The sequence below is a fragment of the Microbacterium sp. W4I4 genome, from assembly GCF_030816235.1.
Taxonomy (GTDB): Bacteria; Actinomycetota; Actinomycetes; order Actinomycetales; family Microbacteriaceae; genus Microbacterium.
In genome coordinates this window covers 1,058,409-1,081,516 of sequence record NZ_JAUSXT010000001.1, presented here as the reverse complement: position 1 = coordinate 1,081,516, position 23,108 = coordinate 1,058,409, and the positions used below count along the sequence as shown (strand labels likewise).

General features: G+C 69.8%; 21 protein-coding genes. 10 read left to right on the top strand and 11 right to left on the bottom strand.

From position 1 onward, the window contains the following. Nucleotides 1–50 precede the first annotated feature (50 nt). From QF046_RS05135 to QF046_RS05120, 4 genes are read left to right on the top strand one after another with little or no spacing between them, the layout of a single operon-like run. Nucleotides 51–791: a general stress protein gene (locus tag QF046_RS05135; RefSeq protein WP_307366907.1), complete on the top strand. Its 741-nt coding sequence runs from the start codon at nt 51–53 to the stop codon at nt 789–791. Beyond that, complete coding sequence (locus QF046_RS05130) at nt 788–1,195, top strand: hypothetical protein (RefSeq protein ID WP_307366905.1); 408 nt, start codon at nt 788–790, stop codon at nt 1,193–1,195. The genes QF046_RS05135 and QF046_RS05130 overlap by 4 nt, the downstream gene beginning before the upstream one ends. After that, the gene (locus QF046_RS05125; RefSeq protein ID WP_307366903.1) at nt 1,192–1,872 is read left to right on the top strand and encodes an alpha/beta family hydrolase; all 681 of its coding nucleotides are present in this window, start codon (nt 1,192–1,194) and stop codon (nt 1,870–1,872) included. The genes QF046_RS05130 and QF046_RS05125 overlap by 4 nt, the downstream gene beginning before the upstream one ends. A gap of 3 nt (nt 1,873–1,875) precedes the next feature. Beyond that, nucleotides 1,876–2,265 carry a VOC family protein gene (locus QF046_RS05120; RefSeq protein ID WP_307372725.1) on the top strand — a complete coding sequence of 130 codons (390 nt, stop codon included), beginning with the start codon at nt 1,876–1,878 and terminating at the stop codon, nt 2,263–2,265. A 6-nt stretch (nt 2,266–2,271) separates the two neighbouring features. Here QF046_RS05120 and QF046_RS05115 read toward each other — a convergent pair whose 3' ends face one another. Further along, nucleotides 2,272–2,961, bottom strand: a complete 690-nt coding sequence (locus QF046_RS05115; protein WP_307366901.1) for a YdcF family protein — start codon at nt 2,959–2,961, stop codon at nt 2,272–2,274. Nucleotides 2,962–3,228: 267 nt separating this feature from the next. Further along, nucleotides 3,229–4,713 (bottom strand): HNH endonuclease signature motif containing protein, encoded by a 1,485-nt coding sequence (locus QF046_RS05110; protein ID WP_307366900.1) that lies wholly within the window; start codon nt 4,711–4,713, stop codon nt 3,229–3,231. Nucleotides 4,714–4,926: 213 nt separating this feature from the next. On the opposite strand from QF046_RS05110, the gene QF046_RS05105 reads away from it, so the two are divergent. Next, nucleotides 4,927–5,442, top strand: coding sequence for a GNAT family N-acetyltransferase (locus QF046_RS05105; RefSeq protein WP_307366897.1), 516 nt, complete (start codon nt 4,927–4,929; stop codon nt 5,440–5,442). On the opposite strand, the gene QF046_RS05100 is transcribed toward QF046_RS05105, so the two are convergent. Beyond that, on the bottom strand, nt 5,443–6,012 hold the full coding sequence (locus QF046_RS05100; RefSeq protein ID WP_307366895.1) for a uridine kinase: 570 nt from the start codon (nt 6,010–6,012) through the stop codon (nt 5,443–5,445). A 52-nt stretch (nt 6,013–6,064) separates the two neighbouring features. On the opposite strand from QF046_RS05100, the gene QF046_RS05095 reads away from it, so the two are divergent. Beyond that, the gene (locus QF046_RS05095) at nt 6,065–6,661 is read left to right on the top strand and encodes an HAD family phosphatase (protein WP_307366893.1); all 597 of its coding nucleotides are present in this window, start codon (nt 6,065–6,067) and stop codon (nt 6,659–6,661) included. 15 nt (nt 6,662–6,676) lie between these two features. Here the strand turns inward: QF046_RS05095 and QF046_RS05090 are convergent, their stop codons facing one another. From QF046_RS05090 to QF046_RS05075, 4 genes are all read right to left on the bottom strand, one after another. Continuing rightward, on the bottom strand, nt 6,677–7,318 hold the full coding sequence (locus tag QF046_RS05090) for an HAD family hydrolase (RefSeq protein ID WP_307366891.1): 642 nt from the start codon (nt 7,316–7,318) through the stop codon (nt 6,677–6,679). A 1-nt stretch (nt 7,319) separates the two neighbouring features. Continuing rightward, nucleotides 7,320–8,207: an alpha/beta hydrolase gene (locus QF046_RS05085; RefSeq protein ID WP_307366888.1), complete on the bottom strand. Its 888-nt coding sequence runs from the start codon at nt 8,205–8,207 to the stop codon at nt 7,320–7,322. Nucleotides 8,208–8,257: 50 nt separating this feature from the next. Next, nucleotides 8,258–9,676, bottom strand: a complete 1,419-nt coding sequence (locus QF046_RS05080) for an aminopeptidase P family protein (protein ID WP_307366886.1) — start codon at nt 9,674–9,676, stop codon at nt 8,258–8,260. A 145-nt stretch (nt 9,677–9,821) separates the two neighbouring features. Further along, a complete protein-coding gene (locus QF046_RS05075) occupies nt 9,822–10,844 on the bottom strand; it encodes an endonuclease/exonuclease/phosphatase family protein (RefSeq protein ID WP_307366884.1) in 1,023 nt (340 codons plus the stop codon). Between the two features lie 54 nt (nt 10,845–10,898). Between QF046_RS05075 and QF046_RS05070 the strand changes: the two genes are divergently transcribed. Continuing rightward, nucleotides 10,899–11,774: a PHP domain-containing protein gene (locus QF046_RS05070; protein ID WP_307366881.1), complete on the top strand. Its 876-nt coding sequence runs from the start codon at nt 10,899–10,901 to the stop codon at nt 11,772–11,774. A gap of 67 nt (nt 11,775–11,841) precedes the next feature. Here QF046_RS05070 and QF046_RS05065 read toward each other — a convergent pair whose 3' ends face one another. After that, nucleotides 11,842–13,362, bottom strand: coding sequence for a DEAD/DEAH box helicase (locus tag QF046_RS05065; RefSeq protein WP_307366879.1), 1,521 nt, complete (start codon nt 13,360–13,362; stop codon nt 11,842–11,844). 164 nt (nt 13,363–13,526) lie between these two features. Between QF046_RS05065 and QF046_RS05060 the strand changes: the two genes are divergently transcribed. Next, nucleotides 13,527–14,237, top strand: coding sequence for a ferritin-like fold-containing protein (locus QF046_RS05060; RefSeq protein ID WP_307366877.1), 711 nt, complete (start codon nt 13,527–13,529; stop codon nt 14,235–14,237). 110 nt (nt 14,238–14,347) lie between these two features. Here QF046_RS05060 and QF046_RS05055 read toward each other — a convergent pair whose 3' ends face one another. Both QF046_RS05055 and QF046_RS05050 read right to left on the bottom strand, forming a co-directional pair. Then, nucleotides 14,348–14,635: a hypothetical protein gene (locus QF046_RS05055; RefSeq protein WP_307366875.1), complete on the bottom strand. Its 288-nt coding sequence runs from the start codon at nt 14,633–14,635 to the stop codon at nt 14,348–14,350. A 1-nt stretch (nt 14,636) separates the two neighbouring features. After that, complete coding sequence (locus QF046_RS05050) at nt 14,637–14,861, bottom strand: DUF3107 domain-containing protein (RefSeq protein ID WP_307366873.1); 225 nt, start codon at nt 14,859–14,861, stop codon at nt 14,637–14,639. A 150-nt stretch (nt 14,862–15,011) separates the two neighbouring features. On the opposite strand from QF046_RS05050, the gene QF046_RS05045 reads away from it, so the two are divergent. Beyond that, complete coding sequence (locus QF046_RS05045) at nt 15,012–18,224, top strand: ATP-dependent DNA helicase (RefSeq protein ID WP_307366871.1); 3,213 nt, start codon at nt 15,012–15,014, stop codon at nt 18,222–18,224. Continuing rightward, complete coding sequence (locus tag QF046_RS05040; RefSeq protein WP_307366868.1) at nt 18,221–21,715, top strand: ATP-dependent DNA helicase; 3,495 nt, start codon at nt 18,221–18,223, stop codon at nt 21,713–21,715. The genes QF046_RS05045 and QF046_RS05040 overlap by 4 nt, the downstream gene beginning before the upstream one ends. Here the strand turns inward: QF046_RS05040 and QF046_RS05035 are convergent. Then, nucleotides 21,661–23,049, bottom strand: a complete 1,389-nt coding sequence (locus QF046_RS05035; protein ID WP_307366866.1) for a hypothetical protein — start codon at nt 23,047–23,049, stop codon at nt 21,661–21,663. The genes QF046_RS05040 and QF046_RS05035 overlap by 55 nt on opposite strands. Nucleotides 23,050–23,108: the final 59 nt, after the last annotated feature.

The following is a 23,108-nucleotide window of genomic DNA, read 5'->3' as shown; positions in this document are numbered from 1 at the left end:
CGCGCGGACCGTCGGATGATCACCGCGGGCGCTTCTGGGACAATGGGACGATGAGCATGATGAACCGCACGGCCAAGGGCAGCGATCTCGGCGAGATGGTCGCGTCGACTCGCGACTACGAGGTTGCTCAGAAGACGGTGTCGAAGCTGATCTCCGGCGAGGTTCCCGCCCGCGACATAGCGATCGTCGGGCAGGGGGTGCGCACCGTGGAGCGGGTGACCGGCAAGCTCGGTTACGCCGCCGCCGCGCGCTCCGGTGCCATCAACGGCGTGCTGATCGGTCTGGTGCTCTCGGCGATCATGCTGTTCGGCAATCCGGATGCTCCGATCTCGCTCTTCCTCGGATTCATCCTGGTCGGCGTCGCGCTGGGCATGATCATGAGCCTGATCACGTACTCGATCGTGCGCCGCCGTCGCGATTTCGCGAGCATGACGCAGATGCTCGCCGATCACTACGAGGTGCGGGTGCAGGCCGCGTCGCTGGCGAAGGCCCGGCAGGTGATGGGGTCGGAGAAGGCGGCGCCGACGCGTCCGAGCGTCGACCTGAGCCAGCCGCCGCAGTTCGGCGAGCGGATCCCCGCTCCCGGCGCGGAGCCGGTTCCTGAGGCTGCGGTTCCTGAGGCTGAGGCTGAGGCTGCACCTGAGGCTGCGGCCGAGCCTGCGGCTGCACCTGAGGCTGCGGCGCCCGAGTCCGCCGAGCCCGATTCGGCGGAACCGGTCGCACCCGAATCTCCGGCATCCGATCAGCCCGGCACGGACGGCGAGGGCGGCACCGCACCGGAATCGCGATGACCTCTTCTGGCCCCACTGCGACCGGGGTGTCCGCCTGGGCTGCGGGTCTGCTGGTGCTGCTGCCGGTTCCGATGCTCGGCTCGCTCGCCGCCGGCGGGGCGATGGTCGCGGCCTACGGGTCGCTGTCCCGTCAGGGCCCTCTGGCGAAGGCGAACGCGGCTTCCGCTCGGCGTTGGGGCATGGTCTTCCTGCTGGTCTCCACCGGGCTTCTGGTGCTGCAGTTGGCGTTGTCCGTGCCGCGCTTGTTCGGCACGCCCGAGCCGGTCGGCTTCCTGCCCCTCGGCATCCCGATAATCCTGTACGTGCTCGTCTGCGTGGTGCATCTCGTGGTCGTCGTCCGGGGGATCCTGCAGGCTCGTCGCGGCGAGGTCGTGCGGCTGCCGTTCGCGAGGAGTGCGACGTGACTGTCACGGTCGCGCTGCCTGCCGGGGATGTCTCGGTGTCGGCGGCGTGGGATGCGCCTGCTCGGTCCCGCGGCGTCGTCGCGATCGCGCACGGCGCGGGGGCCGGGATGGATCATCCCTTCCTGGTGGGGTTCGCCGGGGCGCTGCGTGATGAGGGCTTCACGACGGTGCGTTTCAACTTTCCGTATGTCGAGGCGGGCAGACGGATGCCGGGCCCGGCAGCCCACGCGATCCTCACCTGGCGGGCTGTCGTGGCGGCGATCCGTTCTCAGTCGCCGGATGCTCCGGTGTGGGCGTGCGGCAAGTCGTACGGCGGACGGATGGCGTCGATGGCGGCGGCCGAGGGGCTGGACGGGGAGGGTCTGAACGGTCTCGAGGTGGACGGGCTGGTGTATCTCGGCTATCCGCTGCATCCGCCGGGAAAGCCGGAGAAGCCGCGCGTCGAGCACCTGCCCGCCGTGCGCGCGCCGCAGCTGTTCGTGGAGGGCACGAACGACCCGTTCGTGCAGCCGCTGTCTCAGCTGGAGGATGCCGTGGCGTCCTGTCAGGATGCCCGGATCGCCTGGTTCGAGGGCGGCGGGCACTCGTTCGAGGTGAAGGGTCGCAAGCGTCCGGCGGACGAGGTCGGCGCGTCTGTGGCTCCGGTCGTGGCGGCGTTCCTGTCCGAGGGCCGCTGAATGATGCCCGGTCTGCATCACGTCGAGGTCTGGGTCGCCGACCGGCAGCTTCTCGATACATCGTGGCGCTGGCTTCTCACCGAGCTGGGCTTCGAGTCCGTGCAGCGCTGGGAGGGCGGGGAGTCGTGGTCGGCCGGCGGGAGCTACCTGTCGCTGACGACGTCACCGAACCTCTCATCGTCGGAGCATGATCGGCGTCGGCCGGGTGTGAATCATCTCGCGTTCCGCGGGGGAGTTCGGGATGCCGTCGACGCGCTCATGGCGGCCGCGGTCGATCACGGCTGGAGCCCGCTCTACGACGACCGCTATCCGCACGCGGGTGGGCCTGATCACTATGCGGGGTGGCTGGAGGATGCGCGCGGTTTCAAGGTCGAGGTCGTCGCGGAGCACTGACAGACGTCATTCGGTCCGCGCAGGTTCAGGCATGGATCCCTGCGCCCTTGCGGCTGTGCGCCAGGCACCGGAGAGCTGCGATTGCACAGCACGCAGGGCGGAGAGGATCTTCAGCACCGGCGCCTCTCCGAATCGGTGCTCGGCACCGCGGACCAGCCGCTCGGCGAGGTCGGGGCGCTGCTGCCGGAGGATCTGGCGCCCCAGTTCGGCGTGCGGGGCGTTGGAGACGATCTTGACCGTGGTGGCGTGTTCGATGTGCGGGATCGCGTGGGCGATGTTCTCCCACGTGGAGCGGCTGGTGGTGTCGAGGATGATGCGCCCGGTGTGGTGGAGCTCGTCTCGGGCATAGCGCTGCATGAGGACCGCTTCGGGAGCGGCGCCGCCGACGGGTCCGCCGCAGAGGACGAGGACGCTGTCCGCGGCCTCCGAGTCGAATGAGCGGATGCCGGCGCGCACTCGGAATCTGTTCACGAAGTTGGCGCGCTCGCCGCGGTTCCGATAGCCGAGCACGACGACTGCGTCGGTGCGATCCAGAGGCGACGATCCGAGGCCTTCGGACTCGGATCTCGCACGGCCGATCGCAGTGTCGCCGAGGGCGCTCCTGCTGGCTCTGGCGTCGACGAGTTCCGCCCACAGCCACATCCCGATGACAGCGACCGGGGCGCTGGCGATGAAGACGGATTGTCGGAGGGCCACGTGAGTCACCTTAGGCACGTCAGCCGCTCGGATCGTGAGCACCCCCGACGTGTCCGTCACGTTCGCGTACCTGTCGCCGTCACGTTCGCGTACCTGTCACCGTCACGTTCGCGTACCCATTACCGTCACCTTGGCGTCTCCGTCACCTTCTCCGTCACACGCGCAGGCCCGGCACATAGCCCGCCCCGTGATCCGTCCGCCACCCTCGTGATCCCGCCACCGTGGGTTGTCCGTCATCCTGGGGCGCGTCCGCGCCGACGGGCGCGGTCACGCCGCCGTTCTGAAGCGTTTGGGCGGCGGGTCGATGCCGTCCCAGGCGAACCGGAGTGCCAGCCGGGGTCGAAGCGCGACGGGTGGCGCGCCACCTGGTGGGTGAAGCACGAAGTCGGCCTTGCCGTCTCGAGTGATGCGCCAACCGCCATGGTGGAGCTGCATGTGGTGGTATCTGCAGAGCAGAATGCCGCGGTCGACATCCGTTCTGCCTTGGTCCTGTTGCCATTCGTCGATGTGATGCGCCTCGCAGTAGGAGGCGGGCCGGTCGCATCCGTGCCAACGGCATCCGCCGTCCCGGATCGCGAGCGCGATGCGCTGTCGCGGTGTGAAAAGGCGGTGCTCGCGGCCTACATCCAGTGGATTCCCGCAGCTGTCGACGGTGACCGCAATGGTCGCTGTGTCGCAGATGCGTTGATCGATGAGCGCGGCGGGCAGGTGCACGAGTCCGTCCTCGGTGTGCCCGCCGTTCGCGTCGCCCTGGACATGCACGAGCCTGACGCCGGCCTGCCGCGTGCCGAAGACGGTCTCGGCGTCGGCCAGCGAGCCGGCACGAAGCAGGTCGATTATCAGGTCGTAGGTGAGCTGCTCGTTGCTGCGGGGGTCGTCGACGAGGGCTTCGGCGTCCTTCTTCTCATCCGGGTCGACGAATCGCGGGCCTCCGCGGCGTGGGCGCATCGCGGCATCCACGATGCTGCGCACCCACTCGTAGGATTCATCGTCGAAGTCGATGCGGGCGTGCTTCGCGCCGTCGGCATCGCACCAGGTGCGGAACGTTCGCTGTTCATACCGCTCCATGAATCGACGTGTGGCGTCTGCCGGGTCGAGTCGATCACGAATCGTGCGGGACTGCTGCGCGAGCTCTTCGACCGTGCGTGCGGACGCTTCCTCGGCGAGCTGTTCGGCAGCGAGGCTCCAGGCCTCGCGGATGGCTGCTGCGACAGCATCCGCACTCTCCTCTGGCGTTGTGCCCGCCTCGGGGACGGGAGGCTCCCCGAGGCCCCGCAGGATCGCGGCGTGCTGATCCTTGGAGAGTCGTCCGGTCATCAGCGCATCGGACAGGGGAGCGTGCCACGCACGCGGCGGGGCGGGTGGGGCTTCAGAGTCCCGCAGCGCGTCGTCTGGGGAGTCATCGCCGGTGTCGCCGAGCAGCGCCTCGCCGACGCGGATCTCCTTCGCCGCCTCCGAGCGCGATGACCCGGTCATCTCCTGAATGAGTGATGTCGAGTTGCGGTGGCCGAGCTTCTGCGCGAGCCCGTCGTGCCCGGCGGGCCGGGTCGAGCGTTCGGCCACGACGCCGGAGGCAATGATGCGCACTCGCTCGGCGCCGCGCATCAGGGCGTCGGCTCGCCGCAGCAGATTCAGCACCTGCTCGTCGCCGAACTCTCTCACGACGCTGGGCAGCTCGTCGACGCACACTTCGGCGCCGAGCAGGTCGACCAATGTGGTGACCTGCTCCCGAAGCTCCGATGCGATTGCCATGATTCCATGATGCCGATGACCTCCGACATTCGAACGTCTGTTCGGGGTGGATTCGACGAACTCATATCACGAAAAGGTAACGGTTAATCGAGGTGGAGAACTGCCGAATGGGTCGATCGGCCGTGCCGATAGTGCGGACGTTGGCGTCAGAGCAAGCGGACCTCCCGTATGCTCGGAGGCCGCCGGACCCGACATCTGAGAATCGAGTGACCTGTGATCGACCGCCTGAATCTCCCGTTCACCGCAAGCGCGCGCGGGGCGCAGATCGTCATCCGCAGGGCGACGCGCGATGACCTGGATCCGATCATCCGGCTCCTCTCGGACGACCCGATCAGCGCCGGTCGTGGAGACGTCGCGAGCGCTGAGGATGCCGACGCGTACGCCGCAGCGCTGGATCGGATCATCGACGATCCGAGCAACGAGATCGTCGTGGTGCAGGACCAGGCCGGTGCTGTCGTCGGGACGCTGCAGCTGACGGTCATCCCCGGCATGGCGCGTCGGGGAAGCACCAGGCTGCTGGTCGAGGCCGTCCGCGTCTCAAGTGCAGAGCGGTCCTCGGGAATCGGCGGCGCCCTGATGCGCTGGGTGATGGATCACGCCGCGATCGAGCTGGATGCGCCGCTGGTGCAGCTCACCTCAGATGCCGCCCGTGCGGACGCGCACCGCTTCTACACGCGTCTCGGGTTCGTGGACTCCCATGTCGGATTCAAGTACTCCGTCGACCTCTGATCAGCCCGTGTAGACGAGATCCGCAGCATCCCGTGGCGAGAACTGCTGCGCGAAGTCGCGCTCGTTGGGCGTCCAGACGTCTTCCCAGAGTGCGGCGTGGTCGCGTCCGGCAGCGGCATCCCGTGCCATGCCGCGCTGCATAGCGGTGAGGATGTCGACATCGCACCAGATCCGGAGGTCGAGGGAATCGGATGTCTCGGGATGGAACAGCCCGATGAGGTCGACGATCATCACCGATCCGGAGGGGACGGGCTCCGGCGCGCTCAACGCCCGTGCGGCCCAGTCGTACCGCCGAAAAGTTCCCGGTCGGCCCCGGCGAAACGGCGACAGCACCTCGGTGACCAGCCGGGCGCGCTCCACCCCATCCCAGTCCGTCGAGCGCTGGTGCGAGCGGACCGGGTCGAGGAAGTCATCACCGCGCATGCGCACGGAGCCGGGGATCCGCGCGACCAGCTCGCGGGCGAGCGTGCTCTTGCCGGACCCGGCGTAGCCCGAGATTCCCACGACGATCGGATGCCCGGCCGCGGCCATGCATCGCGTGACTGCCGCGGCCACCTCGTCCAGGTTCATCGCTCCACGCTATCGAGAGGAAGCCGTTCCGGAGACATGACATCCTGGAGCGATGATCAGTACCGTCCTCTTCGACCTCGACGGCGTGATCCGGCACTTCGAACCCGAGGTCACCGCAGCGATCGAGCGGCGGCACGGCATCGCACCCGGCTTGATCGCGCAGATCGCCTTCACGAGTTCGTCGGTCGAGCAGCTCACCACGGGGCGGCTCCTTCGCGCGGACTGGATCACGGCGATCGGCGCGGAGCTCGGCAACCACGAGGCCGCTCGCGAATGGGGAGCGCAGCGCGCGCGAGTCGACCCCGAGATGCTGGTGCTCGCCGGCGAGCTCACGGCCGCCGGCATCCGCACCTCGATCCTCACCAACGGCACCGACACGATCCCCGCGGAGACCGCCGACCTCGGCCTCAACGAGCACTTCGACCCGATCTTCAACACTGCGGAGATCGGATTCGCGAAGCCGGATGCCAGAGCATTCACCCATGTGCTGGATGCGCTCGGATGCGAGCCGGCCAGCGTGCTGTTCGCCGATGACACGCAGGCGAACGTCGCAGGCGCTGCCGAACTCGGCATCCGCACCCATCACTTCCGTGACGCTCCGTCACTGCGCGTGGACCTGAAGACTCGGGGTGTCCTGGCCGGAGCCTGACGGCGACTCGGCTGCTCAGACGTCTCCAAGAACGTGATCGGCGAATGCCGCGACCGAGGGGACGATCAGATCCGGACGGGCTGATGCCGGCGCGGCCGAGTCCTCGCTGATCCACGCCGTTCGCATCCCCGCTCGAACTCCGCATGCGATGTCGGATTCCAGCCCATCGCCCACCATCCACCCGTACAGCGGGCATCCCAGACGGTCGGCGAGCATATGCAGTATCCGCGGATCGGGCTTTCGCACTCCCGCCACGGATGACACGACCCAACCGTCGATCAGGCCATCGAGACCGGTCCGGCGGATCTTCCCCTCCTGATTGTCCGCCATGCCGTTGGTCGCGATGCCGAGCGTCCAGCCCGCCGCACGCAAGGCGGTCAAGGCGCGCGGCACCCCCGCGAAAGGGGCCACCAGCTCCGGCATCCGTCGTCGATACGACGCCCACAGCTCGATCGGATCCTCGGTGCCGGCGTGGTCATCGACGATCTGCGCGAACACCCGGTCCTTCGGTGTGCGGGCGATCAGGGCTGCGACGAGACCCGGCACCGCAGCCTCATCCAGTCCGCGGTCATCGGCGAACTCCCGCGCCCAGGTCCGCACTGCCGACACCTGGTCGACGAGCGTGCCGTCCAGGTCGAAGACCGCCAACGCGCCCACGTCAATCTTCCCGAACGAAACCGGTCATCTGCGCGACATACGTCTCGGGCTGCTCGATGAAAGCGAAGTGCCCGGCATCGGGAACCACGCACACCTCGCTGCCCGTCGCCGCACGGTAGTCGTCCCGCACGACCGGGGGAGCGACCATGTCGGACTCGCCCACGATCATCATCGACGGCACGCTCAGCCCATCCAGCAGCGGACGTCGATCCCGGTACATCTGCGTCATCAGAGGCAGGTGCGACATCCCTCGGGACCAGTCCAGCCCGTCCGAAGCGGAGCCCATCAGCCGCTCATACCGCGAACGGGATCCGGCATCGTGCAGGAACAGATCGAGGTAGCGGTCTCCGAGCGGGAGCATGGCCTCCCATGTGCGATCCTCGGCGGTGAGGCGCCGATCCAACCGCGCCAGGCGCCGGCACTCCTGCGCCTCGGCGTCAAGCCCTGCGGCATCCAGCATCTCGGCGGCGACGGGGAGGCGGAACCGGTCGGTGGCGTCGGCGTCCAGTGCCGGACAATCGAGGACCAGGCCGGACACGCGCTCGGGATGCGTCAACGCGTAGTCGAGCGCATACGCGCCGCCCGCCGAGTGCCCGGTGACCGTCCAGCTCTCGATCCCCAGGGTTCGGCGGATCGTCTCGAAGTCGTCGATGAGCTGATCGATGCTCGGCTCCGTGCCTTCCGGCAGCGCGTCCGAGCGCAGCACACCGCGCTGATCCACACCGATCACACGCATCCCCGCGCCGGCGAACAGGTCGCCGACCGACGCCATGAAGTCCCAGCAGGAGTTTCCTGGCCCGCCGTGGATGAACAGCAGAGGATGGCCGTCCGACGGCCCGCGCTCGTCGACGAAGATTCGGGTGCCGTCGAAGTCGAGAAGGGAATCCACCTCGGCATCCTATGGGCGGTCCCGCAGGCCGTCCATGCCTCTTGTGCTGATCAGCCCTGCAGTCGCGCGATCCACGCCTCGACGTCGTCCGCGGTCCGAGGGATGTCGGCCGAGAGGTTCACCGGACCGTCCTCGGTCATCAGGATGTCGTCCTCGATGCGCACGCCGATGCCGCGCAGCTCCTCCGGAACCGTGAGGTCGTCGATCTGGAAGTACAGGCCCGGTTCGATGGTGAACACCATGCCCGCCTCGAGAATGCCGTCGTAGTACATCTCCCGCCGCGCCTGCGCGCAGTCGTGCACATCGATCCCGAGGTGATGCGACGTGCCGTGCACCATGTACCGACGCTGCTGGCCACCCTTGTCGGCATCCAGCGCCTCCTCGGCCGTGACCGGCAGCAGACCCCACTCGGCAGTGCGCTTGGCGATGACCGCCATCGCGGCCTCGTGCACGCTGCGGAACCGCACACCGGGCTTCGCCGCGGCGAACGCGGCATCCGCTGCCTCGAGCACGACCTCGTACACACGACGCTGCACGTCGGAGAACTTTCCGTTCACAGGCAGGGTGCGCGTGATGTCGGCGGTGTACTGGCTGTCGACCTCGACGCCCGCATCGATGAGGATCAGATCGCCGGGGACGACCGTGCCGTCGTTGCGCGTCCAGTGCAGGTAGCAGGCGTGCGGGCCGGAGGCCGCGATCGTGTCGTAGCCCTCCCAGTTGCCGTCGCTGCGGGCGCGCTGGTGGAAGATGCCCTCCACGACGCGCTCGCCGCGGGGGTGGGCGACCGCGCGGTCGAGCTCGCGGATGATGTCGTCGAAACCGGATGCTGTGACCGCGACCGCGGTGCGCATCTCGGCGATCTCGAACTCATCCTTGACCAGACGCATCTCGGAGACGAAACGCGTGAGATCGTCATCCTCGTCGACGACGACATCGGCGTCACCGGCGACGAACGCATCGACGTGAGCGGTCTCCACCGTCAGGTCGGCGGCGACGCCGGCCAGCGAGGGGCGCGGGCCGATCCAGAACTCGCCGATCGTGGCATCCGAGTAGAACTCGCTGGTGCTGCGGTCGGCGCGCTCGCGGAAGTACAGCGTCACGTCGTGTCCCGCGTCGGTCGGCTCGAACACCAGCAGCGAATCGGGCTGGGCGTCGGTCTCCCACCCGGTCAGGTGCAGGAACGCGGAGTGAGCGCGGAACGGGTAGTCGGTGTCGTTGCTGCGCTGCTTGAACGAGCCGGCGGGAACGACGAGGCGCTTGCCGGGGAACGCCGCGGAGACCTTCGCTCGGCGGGCGGCGGCGAACTCGGCCTGAGCGCGCGGCGCCGGCATCGACTCGGGGCGGTCGGCCCACCCTGTCGAGATCGTGTCCAGGAAGCCCTGCGGGAAGGGCTGCTTGCGGGGGTTCTTGGCCTCTTCGACAGCCTCGGTCGGGGTTTCGACGGCGGTGTCGTTCTCTGCAGTGCTCATGCGTTCCATTCTCTCATCCCCACGCTGGCCTCGGATGAGCCGGTGCGGCCATGTGTGCCACATGGTCTGCTGCGGATCGCCAGATGCGGCCATGTGTGCCACATGTCCAGTGGGGAGAGCAGAAGCACCGCGCCCCCGATGCAGATCAGCCGACGGGCTCCAACTGTGCGACCAGCGCACGGTGATCGCTCCCGCCGGCGTCGTCCAGAACGAGGGAACCGGTCGCCTGCCAGTTGTCGCTGGCCATGACGTGGTCGATCGGTGCGCCCAGCAGCGAGGGGACGGATGCCGGCCAGGTGCCGGCCGTGCCGTTGCCCGTGGCACTGGCGACATCGTGGCATCGGCCCATCGTGCCGCCGTCACTGCCGAAGGAGGCCATGTGGTCGAGCGTCGCGTTGAAGTCGCCGGCGAGGATGAAGTCGCCCGCCGGGCACTGGTCGGCGATCCACGCCAGGTCCGACCGCCAGCGATCCATGGCGTCCTCCCGCGGTGCGACGGCGTGCACGGCGACGATCGTCGGCCCCGTTCCGTCCACCGGCATCGCGACCGCACTCGGCACCGAGCTCGTGTTGCTGGAGCCGTCGCGCGAGGACGCGATCACCGAGTACTCGCCGAGCTTCGCCGAGATGAGGATCGTGGTCTGCCAGGCCTGCGGACCGTTCGCCACATCGGGACGGATGTTCACGTGATGCACCCACATCGGGTCCCCGGCATCCCGCATCCGGATCGCGATCTGCTCGCCGACCTGCTCGGATGTCTCGGGCAGTGCGACGATATCGACCTGCTGCTCCGTGATGACCTTCGCGATCCGGTCGGCAGAGACGGCGGCGCCGTTGGTGTTCCAGGTGAGCACGCGCAGAGCGGCATCCGTCTTCGCGGGCAGCGACCCGGTGCCGAGCCCTCTGGTCGCGCCGACCAGTCCCGTCGCCGAAGCGCCGATCAGCGCGACGATGAGGATGGACGCGGCGAATCCGCGCATCGGCCGGGCGAGCATCAGCAGCAGGGCGAGGATCACGATCACCGCGAACCCGGCGAACACGAGCGCGCGCGAAGCGATGATCTGCGCGAGCGGGAACGTCGTCTCGAGCTGGAAGAACTGCGGCCAGACGAGGATGGCGGTCGCGATCGCGAAGAGCACGGTGAGGAGGATTCCGAACAGACGTAGCATCACCGAAAAGCCTAGGGGAGGCTCCTGTGATGGCCCTGGCGGTACGCTCTGAGGATGACCCAGGGCGCGCACTCACCGTTCAGCGGGCCCAGCGATCTGCACCTGCACTCCAACCACTCCGACGGCACCGAGCCACCCGCTGAGGTCGTCCGTCAGGCGCATGCCCACGGCATCCGCACGCTCGCACTCACCGACCACGACCGCACGACCGGCTGGGTCGAGGCAGGGGATGCCGCTGTTGCCCTGGGCATGACGTTCCTGCCAGGCATCGAGTTCTCCGCCCGGCACGACTGGCGCAGCGTGCACGTGCTCGGCTATCTCTTCGACCCCGCCGACCCGGGCCTGGTCGCCGAGACCGACCGCATCCGCACGGACCGGCTGGGGCGTGCGGAGCGCATCGTCCGCAACATCGCACGCGACTACGCGCTCGACTGGATCGACGTCCTCGCGCAGACGACACCGGATGCCACGGTCGGCCGTCCGCACATCGCGGACGCGCTGGTGGCGCGCGGAATCGTCCGCGACCGCACCGAGGCGTTCGACGGCATCCTGCATCCGCGCACGGGATACTACGAGCCCCACTACGCGCCCGATCCCCTCACCGCCGTGCGTCTGATCACGCGCGCCGGAGGAGTGGCGGTCATCGCGCATCCGGTGACCATGGGACGCGATCGGATGATGCCCGTCTCGTACCTGGAGCGGCTGATCGCCGAGGGCCTCGGCGGCCTCGAGATCGATCATCGCGAGAACACCGAGGACGGCAAGCGGATGCTGCGCGGGATCGCCGCGGAGCACGACCTGATCGTCACCGGCTCCAGCGACTACCACGGCGCGGGAAAGCCCAACCTGCCGGGGGAGAACACCACCTCCGATGAGATGGTCGCCCGCATCATCGATCGCGCGACGGGGACGCCCCCGCGGTACCCGTAGGCCGCTGCCCCCGCACACAGAACAGCCGCGCGACCCGAAGAACGGATCGCGCGGCTGAAGGGCTGAGTCAGGCGCCGGTGGGCGCTGCGCCACCCGAGCGGCGACGGCGCCGACGGCGCTGCGGGGCGGGCTTGCCGTCGCGGTGCTCGCGCGTGGCGTCGCCGTCGTGCGTGCCGGCGCCCTCCGCGTCGCGATCGACGGTCGTGGTCGCCGCACCGGAGTCGGATGCCGGCTTCTCGGCGCCCTCGATGAACGTCGAGCCGACCTGCTCGCCACTCGAGCCGCGGTTGCGGCGACGGCGACGGCGAGTGGTGCCCTCGTCCGTGCCCTCAGCGGCAGCATCCGCGGCCTTCTGCGGCTGACGCTGCTTGCGCTCGGATGCCGGCTTCTCGGCCTTCGGCGCGGTGCGCAGCCGGCCCTTCGTGCCCTCGGGGATGTCGAGGTCGCTGAACAGGTGCGGGCTCGAGGAGTACGTCTCGACGGGCTCGGGCTGACCGAAGTCCAGCGCGCGGTTGATCAGGGCCCACTTGTGCAGGTCCTCCCAGTCCACGAAGGTGACCGCGATGCCCGTCTTGCCCGCGCGTCCCGTACGGCCGGCGCGGTGCAGGTACGTCTTGTCCTCGTCGGGGATCGTGTGGTTGATCACGTGCGTGACGTCATCGACGTCGATGCCGCGGGCGGCGACGTCGGTCGCGACCAGCACGTCGCGCTTGCCGGCCTTGAAGGCGGCCATCGAGCGCTCACGCTGCTCCTGGCCCATGTCGCCGTGAACGCCGCCGACGTTGAAGCCGCGGTCGCCCAGCTCGTCGACGAGCCGCTGCGCAGCCCGCTTGGTGCGGGTGAAGATGACCGTCTTGCCCCGACCCTCGGCCTGCAGGATGCGGGCGATGATCTCGTCCTTGTCCAGCGAGTGGGCCCGGTAGACGACGTGCTTGATGTTCGCCTGCATCAGACCCTCGTCGGGGTCGTTCGCGCGGATGTGGATCGGGTTCGTCATGAACCGGCGTGCGAGCGCCACGATCGGGCCGGGCATGGTCGCCGAGAACAGCTGCGTGTGGCGCACGGGCGCGACCTTCGAGAAGATCTTCTCGATGTCGGCGAGGAAGCCCAGGTCGAGCATCTTGTCGGCCTCGTCGAGCACGACCTCGGTCGCGTTCGACAGGTCGAGCAGCCGCTGGTTGGCGAGGTCGATCAGACGGCCCGGGGTTCCCACGACGATCTGCGCGCCGGCCTTGAGCTGGTCGATCTGACCCTCGTACGCCTTGCCGCCGTAGATGGCGACGACGCTGGTGGGACGGTTCGAGGTCAGCATGTCGATGTCCTCGAACACCTGCACGGCGAGCTCACGGGTCGGTACGACGACGAGCGCCTTGACGCCCGGCTCCGGATTCTGCCCGAGACGCTGCACGAGCGGGATGCCGAAACCGAAGGTCTTTCCGGTTCCGGTCTTGGCCTGGCCGATGATGTCCTGGCCCGGCAGGCCCAGGGGGATGGTCTGCTCCTGGATGGGGAAGGCATCGACGATGCCCTTTGCGGCAAGGGCATCGAGGATGTCCTGGTCGATGCCCAGATCAGCGAATGAAGTCACAGTATGCGTCTGCCTGTCCGGCGCGTGCGCGGCAACGTGCCGCGAGAAGGGCGCCTCGAAATGTATCCACGCCGTCACGTGTGCCACAGGCGCGGGGTCCTGCTCCGATGGCAGGACGGGACTAGCCTACCGGAGGCGCGCCGTCTGACCAGTAGTCTGGGCGGGTGGTCAACTGGTTCTGGAAGCGCAAGCCCCAGCGGCGCACCCTGACGCTGCGCAGCCGCGGTGAGAGCGGCGACGCCACCCGCGTCGACTTCGCGGAGCTCGCACCCGAGCTCAACCGCTTCCTCGGACAGGCCGCCTATCTGCAGCTCGGCTACTTCGAGACGCTGAGCCGCAGCATCCGCGGCACCCAGGAGCTCGCACGCAAGGAGGCGCTCTCCCGCGCCGCCGGCGCGGCTCTGGACAAGCATCGCCGAATCGTCGAGCTCATCGCCGAGCAGGGGGAGGACCCCACCCAGGTGATGCTCCCGTTCCGCGAGAACCTCGACGCGTTCCGGCGCAAGACCATTGGCGAGCGGCAGGAGGAGACCCTGCTGTCGGTCTATCTGACGGCCGGGATGCTGGACGACTTCTATCTCGCCCTGGCCTCCGGCTACGGCGAGACCGGGGCGCGGGTCGCCGAGATCCTGCGTCGGGACGACGCCGGCAGCGGCATCGTCACGATCATCCAGGAGACCATCGAGATCGACCAGGAGTGGCGCTCACTGCTGTCGATGTGGGGGCGTCGTCTCGTCGGCGACACCCTGCTGGTGTGCCGGGGCGCGCTGCGTCCGGGACGTCTGGAAGCCGACGACAAGCGCATCGAGCCGGTCTACACCGAGTTGATGGGCGCGCATGCTCGTCGGATGGATGCCATGGGACTCGCCTCGTAGCATCCGCTCGACACTTGTCGGCGTGAACGACGGATGTCGGACGGATCGGCCGGTCTGAGCCGACATCCGTCGATTGCCCCGACATCCGTGGTGGGCGGCGGAGCGACGGGTCAGATCCCGAGTGCCAGCTTCTCGGCGGCGTCGTGACGGATGCGCAGCGCGCTGAGCGCGAGCGTCGCCAGCACGGCGATCAGCAGACCGCCGCCGATGCTGGCCACCCACAGCCAGATGACGTTCTCGCCGACGCCGCTCCACTGCAGGATCGTGTAGATCGCCGCAGCGGCGGCCGTCGTGATGGCAGGGACCACGGCGACCCCGCGCAGATCGCGCCTGGGCAGCAGATAGTGCAGAGCGACTCCCAGGGCGCAGGCGGCGATCAGCGCGAGCAGGATGTACATGTCAGGCGACGAAGCCGACCCGGCGCGACTCCTCGGTGCCCAGTTCGATGTAGGCGAGGTTCGCGGTGGGGACGATGTAGGAGCTGCCCTTCGCGTCGCTGAAGCTCAGGTGGCTGGCGTTCTGCTCGAGAGCGGAGGTGACCTGCTCCCGCACCTCGTCGGCGCTGGCGGAGGTGTCGAAGCTCAGCTCACGACCGGTGTTGACGATGCCGATGCGAATTTCCACGCGTTCTCCTCAGTGTCTGCGAACACCGGCAACTCTACCGGCTGGCATCGACGCGGAGCCGGGGGCGGGTCCGATTTCGCCCTGGGCGCACACGGGTAGTCGGATGCGGAGCGAGTCGAAGTGTCGGTGCGCGCCGCTAGCGTGGAGGGCATGACAGAGGATGCCGCTCAGCACGCCGTCGTGCACGCCGACGCGACGGCATCCGGCGTGATCATCGGGGCACCGGGCACGGGCAAGACGACGGCTCTCGTCGACCGCGTCGTGCGGCTTCTCGAGGATGGGCTGCTGCCTGAACAGGTGCTCGTGCTCACCCCCAGCCGGCAGGCGGCCACGGCACTGCGCGACCGCGTGGGCGTGCGGATCAGTCAGGCGACTCCGGGTCCGCTGGTGCGCTCGCTGGCTTCCTTCGCCTTCCAGATCGTGCGCGGAGCCACCGTGCAGCAGGGGCTCGAGCCGCCCGCGCTGCTGACCGGCGCCGATCAGGATCGCATCTTCGCGGACCTTCTCGCCGGCGACGCCGAGGACGGCACCCGCAGCTGGCCCGACACCCTCAGCCCGGCAGTGCGCGCGTCCAAGGGCTTCCGCTCCGAACTGCGCGCCTTCCTCGCCGAATGCACCGAGCTCGGCATCGTCCCCGGCGAGCTCGAGTCGTCCGGACGTGACGTATGGGGCGCCGCCGCCGATTTCCTCGACGAGTACCGCGAGGTCATGGGCGGCATGCGGGTCTCGCATCGCGACATCCCCGAATTGCTCGCCGAAGCCACCGGAATCCTGCAGACGGCGGATGCCGCGTCCCTCGGCCCGCTCGCCGCGCTGCGCGCCGTGCTCATCGACGACGCGCAGGAGCTCACCCGCGGCGGCATCCGACTCGTCAGGGCTCTGCGCGGGCGCGGCGTGGCCGTGCTGGCGCTCGGCGACCCGGACATCTCGTCCGGCGCCTTCCGCGGCGCGAGCCCGCAGCTGTTCGCCGAGCTGGCGCAGGTGCTGGGCGACGTGCACGTCCTCGACGCGGCGCACCGCCAGAGCGACGCGCTGACCGCCCTCACCCGCACGGTCACGCAGGCCATCGGCGTCGCCGGACGCGTCGATCATCGCCGCGCGCCTGGCGAGGCGTCCGACCTCGGACTGCGCGCGCTCATCGCCCCCTCGCCGCACGAGGAGATCGACCGCATCGCGGCGATCGTGCGCGACTGGCATCTCAGCGACGGCATCCCGTGGAGCGAGATCGCCGTGATCGCCCACGACACCCGCCAGATCGTGATGCTCGAGGCCGAGCTCGCCGCCCGCGAGGTGCCCACCCGCGCCGCCGGTGTGCCGAGGCCGCTCGGCAGCGAGGGCGCCGTCCGCTCGATCGTCGAGATCGTGCGGCTCGGGCTGGCAGATGCCGCGGACCGCCCGAGCGATCTGCTCGCCGAGGCGCTCACCTCGCCCTTCGGCGGGCTGGATGCCGTGGGCCTGCGCCGGCTGCGCGCGCGCCTGCGTCACGTCGAGCTGGGCGACGGCGGATCGACGCCCGCACGCGAGCTGCTGCGCGAGGCGATGCAGTTCCCGCATCTTTTCGACAGGGTGGATGCTCCCGAGGCGCGCGTCGCACAGCGCTTCGCCGAGACACTGGCCCAGGTGCACGAGGCGGGGGCGGCGGGGGAGACGATCCACGAGCTGCTCTGGCGGGTCTGGGACCGGGCCCGATCGATCGGCGGCGCCTCCCTGCAGACTGCCTGGCGCACGGCGGCCGACCAGCCAGGGGGCGCGGAGATCGCGCGCTCGCTGGACAGCCTGGTGGCCCTGTTCGACGCGGCCAAGCGCTTCGTCGAGCGCTCGCCGCACGAGAAGCCGGCCCTGTTCATCCGCGACATCCTCGACAGCGAGGTGCCCGAGGACACCCTGTCCGCACCCGACCGGCCGGGACTGGTCACCCTGATGACGCCCGCGACCGCGCTCGGTGCCGAGTTCGAGGCGGTCGTCGTGGCGGGCGTGCAGGACGGCGTCTGGCCGAACGTGCGCCTGCGCGGCGGGATGCTGGAGACCTGGCGCCTCGCCGACTGGCTGGCAGCCTCGCGCGACGGGCTGCCCGAGATCGTCCCCGGCGTGCTCGACCGCCGACGCGCCGCGCTGCACGACGAGCTGCGGCTGTTCGTGCGGGCTCTGTCGAGGGCGCGCACGAGCCTGGTCGTCTCGGCGGTGGACGACGACGATCAGACGCCCAGCCCGTTCTTCTCCTTCCTGCCTCCTGCCCCGCCTGCCGAGCAGGATGAGCTGCGCTTCGCGCATCCGATCACGCTGCGCGGACTCGTGGCACGTCATCGGCGCGTGCTGACCACCTCCGTCGATGAGGCCGAGCGGATGGCATCGGCGGGTCAGCTGAGCATTCTCGCGGAGGCGGGTGTCTCCGGAGCGGCCACCGACGAGTGGTACGGCGTGACACCGCCCTCGAGCGCGGCGCCGTTGCGGGATCTGACCGCGGCCCCGGTGAAGGTCTCGCCCTCGCGGCTGGAGGCGTTCGAGGAGTGCGGCCTGAACTGGGTGGTCTCCTCGCTCGGCGGCGACACGGTCGCCCCGCCTTCGGCGGGGATTGGAACGATCGTGCACGAGGCCATGGAGAAGGTCCCGGACGGGGATCTGGATGCGATGCGCGCGATCGTCGACGAGCACTGGCCCGAGCTGGACTTCGAGACCGAGTGGATCGGACGCAAGGAGCGCCGACGCGCCGAGCTGTACGTGGAGCGACTGCACTCCTACATCGGTGCGAGCGCCGCCGACGGCGGGCGTGTGGTCGGTGCCGAGGCCGCGTTCCGCTTCGCCGTGGACCTGGCCGATGAGCACGTGCTGCCGGCGACGCCGGAGGACGCCGAATCGGATGCCGTGATCACGCCGCGTGCGGTGGTGGGCGGTGTGATCGACCGGGTGGAGGTGTACCCGGCCGGAGCCGGTGAACACGCGGCCGCCCGCGGCCAGAAGTGGGAGCGGATGAGCGAAGGCGATGGTGGAGAGCGGGTCGTCGTCGTGGATCTGAAGACCGGCAAGTACGAGCCCGACACCGAGGCCAACGTGCGCGAGCACGCCCAGCTCGCTGCGTACCAGATCGCCGTGCAGGAGGGGCTCGTCGAGGGCGCCCCCGCGGCGGCGCTCACCGGCGCGCGCCTGCTGATCGTCTCCAAGACGGTCGGCAAGGCGGAGTACCGCGTCGCCCACCAGCACACCCTCGACGGCGAGGCGCGCACGGCCTTCCTGCACCGCATCACCGAGGCGGGCCGGGGGATGGCGGCCAGCAGCTTCACCGCCCAGGTCGAATCGCACTGCGCCGACACCCAGGTGCGCGTGACCCCGTGCCGCATCCACACGGTACCGGCGGTGAGTGCGTGATCCCCACGACCTCAGCCGACTGGACGACCCCCTCGACGATCTCCGCAGAGATCATCGCACTCGCTCTCGGACTGCCCGTGCCCACGCAGGCGCAGCAGGCCGTCATCCAGGCTCCGCCCACTCCGGCACTCGTCGTCGCCGGTGCGGGCAGCGGCAAGACCGAGACCATGGCGGGCCGAGTGGTCTGGCTCGTCGCCAACGGGCACGTGCGTCCCGACGAGGTGCTCGGGCTCACCTTCACTCGCAAGGCCGCCGGCGAGCTCGCCGAGCGCATCGGCACCCGGCTGGAGACCATCGGGCACTTCGGGCGCCGCGGCCTGCTGCCGCATCTGCCCGAGCTCGTCGCCGAGGACGCTCTGCGTCGGGTGCACGACGCGGCACCGGGTGCCCAGCGCGAGGTCGTGCGCATCCAGGTGCTGGATGCGCTTGCCGAGCGGCTCGGCACGGGCTGGGATCCGCGCACGCCGCGCTCGGCCGATGACCTGCTGATCCGCCCTCGGGTCTCCACCTACAACGCCTTCGCCGACGGGATCGTCCGCGAGCACGCCGCCCGCATCGGCCGTGATCCCGAGGCGGCCATGCTGAGCCAGTCGGCCTCCTGGCTGATCGCCCGTGCGGTGGTGCTGCGCGCCGACCTGCCGGGGCTGGAGGACATCGACCGCGCACTTGGCACCGTCATCGACGCGGTGCAGAAGCTGGCCGGCGAGGCGCTGGATCACCGGGTCGACCTCGATGCCGCCGAGCGCATCGCCGCCGAGCAGGCCGCGGCCTTCGGCCCGTACCGCACCAACCGCGACGTCGACACCGCCGCGTTGAACCTGCTGAGCATGCCGGTGCTGGCCGGGCTCGTGCGCGAGTACATCGCCGAGAAGGAGCGACGAGGGGTGCTCGACTTCGCCGACCAGGTCGGCGGGGCGTTCGACATCGTCGAGACCGCACCCGATGTGCGCACCGAGCTGCGCGAGCAGCACCGGGTCGTGCTGCTGGACGAGTACCAGGACACCTCCGTCATCCAGACGCGCTTCCTCGCCGCGCTGTTCCGTGACAGCGCGGTGATGGCGGTCGGCGACCCGCACCAGTCGATCTACGGCTGGCGCGGCGCGAGCGCCGACAACCTCTACGCCTTCGGTCGCTCGTTCGCCGACGAGCAGCCCGCGCGCACGTACAGCCTGATGACCAGCTGGCGCAATGACAGCAGCATCCTCGACGTCGCCAACCGCGTGCTCGAACCGCTCAAGCGGCCCGGTCTCGAGGTGCCGGCGCTCGAGCCGCGCCCCGGCGCGGGCCTCGGCGACGTCCAGGTGTCGTTCCCGCACACGGTCGATGACGAGGCCGAGGCCGTCGCGGAATGGTTCGAGCAGCGCCGCGCGGAACATGCGTCGGATGCCGAGCGCGGGGCGCACACAGGGGCGATCCTGTTCCGCTCCAAACGGCACATGCAGACCTTCGCCGGGGTGCTGGCGCGCCGCGGCATCCCGCACCGCATCCTGGGCCTGGGCGGACTGCTGTCCACCCCCGAGGTCGTCGACGTGGTCTCGATGCTCCGCGTGATCCACGACCCCACCGCCGGCTCCGCGCTGATCCGGCTGCTGGTGGGCCCCCGGTTCGCGATCGGGGTGGCCGACATGGCGGCGCTGTACGACCTGGCATCCGCTCTCGCTCGACGCGACGCGTCGCTGGCGCCGCTGTCCGACGAGGTGCGGGAGCGACTGCGCTCCTCCCGCGGCGCCGACGAGGCCGTCTCGATCATCGACGCCGTCGACTTCCTGCGTGCGGCGCCCGACGACTACCGGCTGATCCAGGCGATCACGCCTGAGGGACGCAGTCGACTTCGGAGCGCCGGAGAGATCCTCGAGCGGCTGCGCCGTTCGGTCGGGCTCCCGATCCCCGAGCTCATCCGCCTGATCGAGCTGGAACTGCGCCTGGACATCGAACTCGCGGCCAACGAGTCCCGCGGACCGGCCCGCGTCGCGGCGACGCAGCTGCGCGCGTTCGTCGACGAGGTGCGCGCCTTCCTCACCGCCGACGACCGCGGAACGATCTCGAGCCTGCTGGCCTGGCTGGACAAGGCCGAGAGCACCGACGAGCTGATGCCTCGTCCCGAGCCGCCCGAGCCCGGGGTCGTTCAGCTGCTCACGATCCACGGCTCGAAGGGGCTGGAGTGGGATGCCGTCGCCGTCGTGCGTCTCGTCGAGGACGAGCTGCCCGGCCGCGTCAGCGACACGTCCGGCTGGTTCGGCTTCGGGGTCGTCCCGTTCGCCCTGCGTGGCGACCGCGACGCCCTGCCCGTGTTTCGCTGGGACCCGCAGTCCGAGAAGGATGCCGTGGGCGACGACCCCGCGAAGCGGCACAAGGCCGCGCTGGACGCCCTCGCGGCCGGGGTGACCAAGGCGTTCCCGCACGGGGGAGCACTGCGCCGCTTCAAGAACGCCTACCGCGACTACCAGCAGCAGGAGGAGCGCCGACTGGCCTACGTGGCCGTCACCCGTGCACGCCGTGACCTGCTGCTGTCCGGCGCGCACTGGGCGGGACAGGTCAAGCCCCGCAAGGCGAGCCCCTTCCTGCTCGATGCCATCGACGTGCTCGGTCTGGACCCGATCGGCGAGGTCGACCCCGACGAGAATCCATACGCAGGACCGGGGCTGACCACCTCCTGGCCGATGGACCCGCTCGGCGCGCGCCGCGCCGTGGTGACGACCGCCGTTGAGCACGTGCGCACGGCGATGGCCGCCGACGAAGCCCCTGCGCCGACCGTGCAGCTGGAGCGGCTGCTCGCCGAGCGTGCCGAGCGTCTGCGCGGCACGGGGGGAGAGGCCCCCACCCGCGTACCCGCCTCACGGTTCAAGGACTGGGTGACCGACTACCGCGGCACGCTCCGCGATCTCGGCCGCCCCATGCCCGAGCGCCCGTACACGCAGACCCGGATCGGCACGCTGTTCCATGCCTGGGTCGAGCACCGCTCCGGACTAGTCGGTGCAGGGCCGTCCGCCGAGAGCGCCCTGTGGGAGCTCGACGAGGACACGCCGGATGCCGGCGCGATGGCTCCCACGACCGGTGACGACGAGCAGGCGCTCGCCGGGCTGCGCGCGATCTTCGAGCGCAGTGAATGGGCGGATCTGCAGCCGATCGCGGTGGAGATCGAGATCGACTTCGCCTTCGGGTCATCGGACAGCACGGCCGGAAACGCCGCCGACGGGCACATCGTGATCTGCAAGCTCGACGCTGTCTACCGACGTGAGGACCACGACGGCCGAATCGAGATCGTCGACTGGAAGACCGGCCGCGCACCGCGCACCGCGCAGGAGCGGGAGGAGCGGATGCTGCAGCTCGCCCTCTACCGGGTGGCCTACCACCGCCGGTTCGGCGTGCCGCTCGAGCAGATCGACGTCGTGCTGTTCTACGTGGCGGACGATCTCGTCATCCGCGGAGACCGGGTCTACTCGGAGGAGGAGTTGGTCCAGCGCTGGAGCGCCGCACGGGCTGCGCGCTGAGCCTCTTCGGCCGAGTCGATGTCACTGGGCTGATGCTCGGGAGCCGGAGCGTCCTGCCGGTCGGCGCCGTCATGGTCCGAACCGCGCACGCCGCTGATCCCGGTCAGATCCTGCGTGACCTCCTCAGACGAGCCCTCCGCGCGATCGTCGCCGACGACGCCGGACGAGTCGCGCGCGCCGAGTGCCTCGTGCGTGTCACCGGGGTCGGGCGCGTCATCGGAATCGGCGTCCGCACCGTCGGCCGGCTGCTCGGGCGTCTCCGCGTCCGCGTCGTCGTGCCAGAGATCCTCACGGCGATAAGCATCGGTCTGCATCGAGGTGTCCACGACCGTCGCGGCCGTGTCCGGCGTGCGATCCAGCACGTCCAGCGCGGAATCGACGCCGCCCGTGTAGGCGGCGATGACGCGCAGGTCGTCGCTGCGCAGACCGTCGGCGAGCGATTCCAGCAGCGCGGCGGCGTCGTCGACGATGTCGGGCCGCCGCTGCTCATCGCCGTGCACCAGCCAGCGTGCGAACTCGAGCTCGGCGTGCAGACGGGCACGCACGCGCAGGGCATCGTCGGTGGCGCGGGACGAAGCGGCCACATAGGCGGCGTGCACGTCCTCGGCGGCATCCGGTGCCCCCGACAGCCAACCGAGGTCTTCGGCGGGATCGCCGACGTTCAGTCCGCGCCAGCCGAGCACGCCGATCACCTGCGGGCCGTCCTGGGGGTCGTCCTCGAAGAGGAACGACTGCGCCTGCAACCCGGCCAGTGTGACCGCGGTCTCGAACCGCCACAGGTCACCGTCTCCGGTGGCATCGCGCCAGCGCGCAGTGAGTCTGGCCGGCACGCGTCCGGTGGACGCCGCACGGTCGACGAGCTGCTGGATCTCGGAGCGCACGCCCGCGGCATCCCGGATCGTCAGGCCCGCAGCCCGCACCACCGAGGCGGGCAGAGCGTGCACGGCGGCGATCGCCTCGCCGATCGATGTCGCCGCCCCTCGCCCTCCCGGCACGTGGGTGGCCTCGATCTGGAAGCCGGGCATGAGGTCGGTGACCAGCGCCCTCGCCTCGCCCACGCGGGTCTCGCCGACGCAGGTCGGCACCTGGAACGGCAGCATCTCCCTGGCGCCGGGCGTGAGCGCGCGCAGCGCGAACGACTCCTCGGCCAGTTCGCGCTCGGCAGCATCGTCCTCCGCCACGCGGATGACGAGTTCGCGTCCGTCGGCGAGCGTGGCGATCGCGGAGTCGAACCTCCCGTCTCCATCCGAGGTCAGGGCGCGAGCGCCGACGACCTCAGCCCCGGGCAGTGCGGCCGTGACCGCCGCCACTAGAGTGAAAGGTGAGCGTGCCATGTCCTCCAGGTTAGGTGCGCACCCCGGCCGGTGCGCCCACGCCACGCCCTTGCTCCCGT

Bases quoted from the DNA above. Each gene is read 5' to 3' on its own strand.
- QF046_RS05110 (WP_307366900.1), bottom strand. From the start codon at position 4,713: ATGGCAATCGCATCGGAGCTTCGGGAGCAGGTCACCACATTGGTCGAC.
- QF046_RS05120 (WP_307372725.1), top strand. From the start codon at position 1,876: ATGCCCGGTCTGCATCACGTCGAGGTCTGGGTCGCCGACCGGCAGCTT.
- QF046_RS05035 (WP_307366866.1), bottom strand. From the start codon at position 23,049: ATGGCACGCTCACCTTTCACTCTAGTGGCGGCGGTCACGGCCGCACTG.
- QF046_RS05095 (WP_307366893.1), top strand. From the start codon at position 6,065: ATGATCAGTACCGTCCTCTTCGACCTCGACGGCGTGATCCGGCACTTC.
- QF046_RS05045 (WP_307366871.1), top strand. From the start codon at position 15,012: ATGACAGAGGATGCCGCTCAGCACGCCGTCGTGCACGCCGACGCGACG.
- QF046_RS05080 (WP_307366886.1), bottom strand. From the start codon at position 9,676: ATGAGCACTGCAGAGAACGACACCGCCGTCGAAACCCCGACCGAGGCT.
- QF046_RS05130 (WP_307366905.1), top strand. From the start codon at position 788: ATGACCTCTTCTGGCCCCACTGCGACCGGGGTGTCCGCCTGGGCTGCG.
- QF046_RS05075 (WP_307366884.1), bottom strand. From the start codon at position 10,844: ATGCTACGTCTGTTCGGAATCCTCCTCACCGTGCTCTTCGCGATCGCG.
- QF046_RS05055 (WP_307366875.1), bottom strand. From the start codon at position 14,635: ATGTACATCCTGCTCGCGCTGATCGCCGCCTGCGCCCTGGGAGTCGCT.
- QF046_RS05100 (WP_307366895.1), bottom strand. From the start codon at position 6,012: ATGAACCTGGACGAGGTGGCCGCGGCAGTCACGCGATGCATGGCCGCG.
- QF046_RS05135 (WP_307366907.1), top strand. From the start codon at position 51: ATGAGCATGATGAACCGCACGGCCAAGGGCAGCGATCTCGGCGAGATG.
- QF046_RS05070 (WP_307366881.1), top strand. From the start codon at position 10,899: ATGACCCAGGGCGCGCACTCACCGTTCAGCGGGCCCAGCGATCTGCAC.